A 2,430-nucleotide genomic window follows, 5' to 3' on the forward strand; every position below is an offset into this window, starting at 1 on the left:
GTGCGCCTCGCGGAGCGCAGCGGCGCGCACACGCTCGCCCATTGCTTCATCGAGCGTCAGCCGGAATTCGGCTGGCATCGCGGGATGCTGCTCGACGACTGCCGGATGCAGATTTCGTTTCTGAAGGATCTCGTCACGATGCGCGATCCGAAAAGCCGCTACACGTTCATCAACTATCTGTTCGAACGCGGCCGGCTGAACGAATTCGTCAACCTGAAGAACTTCTATCCGACCCGCGTCGAATTCCACGACTACCTGAGCTGGGTGGCCGACGCATTCGACGATCGCGTCCATTACAGCGAAACCGTGCTGGGGATCGAACCGGTGCGCGGCGACGGCGCGAGGATCGACGCGCTGCGCGTGCTGTCGCGCGACGCGGCCGGCCACGAGCGCCAGCGCGTCACGCGCGCGCTGTCGGTCGGCGTCGGCGGCACGCCGGCGATTCCGGAGGCGTTCGCCGCGCTCGGCCGCGACCGCGTGATCCATTCGTCGTCGTACCTGACCGACATCGACCGGCTCGTCGCGGCGCCCGACGGCGAGCGCCGCCGCGTCGCGGTGATCGGCGCGGGGCAGAGCGCGGCTGAAGTGTTCATCGACCTCGCACGCCGTTTCCCGCACGTCGACGCGAACCTCGTGATGCGTGCCGGCGCATTGAAGCCGGCCGACGACAGCCCGTTCGTCAACGAAATCTTCAGCCCCGAATTCACCGACGTCGTCTACGCACAGCCGCACGACGCGCGCCGCGCGCTGCTCGAACGCTATCGCGACACGAACTACGCGGTGGTCGACCGGCCGCTGATCGAGCAGATCTACGAAATGCTGTACTTGCAGCGCATCGACGGCACGCCGCGTCATGCGCTGCTCGCGAACAGCGCGATCGAGGCGGCGGTGCGCACCGCCGACGGCCGTATCGAACTGACGCTGCGCGACCGGATGAGCGGCGCGACGCGCGTCGAGCGTTTCGATGCACTCGTGCTCTCGACCGGCTACCGCCGCGACACGCATTCGGCGCTGCTCGAAGGGCTTGCGCCGCATCTGGGCGATGCGCTCACGCGCGGCGACGTCACACGCGACTACCTGCTCGCGACGCCCGAGCACTTCGCGCCGCGCATCTACCTGCAAGGCTGTTGCGAAGACAGCCATGGCCTGTCCGACACGCTGCTGTCGGTACTGGCGCGCCGCGCGGACGAAATCTGCGCGTCGCTCGAAGACGGGATCGCGCCCGCGCATGACGAAGGCGCGGCCCGGACCACGCATGAAAAACGACCGGACAACGGGGTGAGCGCGAGCCGCATGGCTTTCGCTCTTTGACAAAGGCGCGGTCGGAGACCGCATGAAAAAAGTGGAGCAGAAGAAGATGGAGTGGGCAACAGGCACGCGTTTGCGTGCGATCGCAGCCGCGGCAAGCGTGGCGTTCGGTACGGCGGCGGCAGGGCACGCATACGCCCAGACGGCGCCGGCCGTGAACGCGGGCGCCACGGCGTCGGCCAGCAGTGCGCAAACCGGCGCGACGGCGACGACGTCGACCAGCGCGCAAAACGGCACGCTGCCGGCGATCACCGTCAACGCGGCCTCGGCAGGTGACGGCACGGTCGGGCTCGTCGCGAAGCGCAGCACGACCGGCACCAAGACCGACACGCCGCTCAACGAGATCCCGCAGACGATCAACGTCGTCACCGCGCAGCAGATCGAGATGACCGGCGCCACCGACGTGAACGCGGCGCTGCGCTACGTGCCGGGCTTCTCGTCGTACGGGTCGGACAACCGCTCCGACTGGTACGCGGCGCTGCGCGGCTTCACGCCGACCGCCTACGTGAACGGGCTGCAGGTGCCGAACACGATCAACCTCGCGAGCTGGCGCGTCGATCCGTACATGATCGACAGCATCAGCGTGCTGCGCGGGCCGACCTCGGTGCTGTACGGCGCGGGCGATCCGGGCGCGATCATCGACGTGCACACCAAGCTCGCCGACGGCGAGCGCGTGCGCGAAGCAGGCGTGCAGATCGGCAACTACGCGCGCAAGCAGTTCATGATCGACGTCGGCGACAAGCTCGACCCGGACGGCAAGTATGCGTACCGGTTCGTCGGCGTCGCGCGCGACGGCAACGCGCTGACGGGCCCGAACAACGACCAGCGCGTCGCGCTCGCGCCGTCGTTCCGCTGGCGCCCGGACGCGGATACGTCGCTGACGCTGTCCGCGACCTACCTGCAGGACTGGGGCGACATCTCGTCGAACTTCCTGCCCGCGCAAGGCACGGTGCTGCCGAACCCGAACGGCCAGATCAACAAGGACATCTACGAAGGCGACGGCAACTTCAACTACTACCGCAAGAAGCAGTGGTCGGTCGGTTACCAGTTCGAGCGCAACCTGACGCCGGCCTGGACGTTCCGCCAGAACACGCGGCTGATGCACCTGTCGCTCGACAACGG

The 2,430-nt window shown here is 67.7% G+C and carries 2 protein-coding genes; both read left to right on the forward strand.

The window, feature by feature from the left end; all coding sequences use genetic code 11:
* Positions 1-1,311: lysine N(6)-hydroxylase/L-ornithine N(5)-oxygenase family protein (locus JMF90_RS33435; protein WP_201326029.1), on the forward strand; the 1,311-nt coding region annotated here is incomplete at its 5' end.
* A 22-nt stretch (positions 1,312-1,333) separates the two neighbouring features.
* Positions 1,334-2,430 (forward strand): TonB-dependent siderophore receptor (locus tag JMF90_RS33440; RefSeq protein WP_201326030.1); only part of this gene is annotated, 1,097 nt, incomplete at its 3' end.

Origin of the sequence: Burkholderia sp. E168m23 (assembly GCF_016586125.1) — a bacterium.
In the GTDB taxonomy this organism is placed as follows: Bacteria; Pseudomonadota; Gammaproteobacteria; order Burkholderiales; family Burkholderiaceae; genus Burkholderia; species Burkholderia orbicola.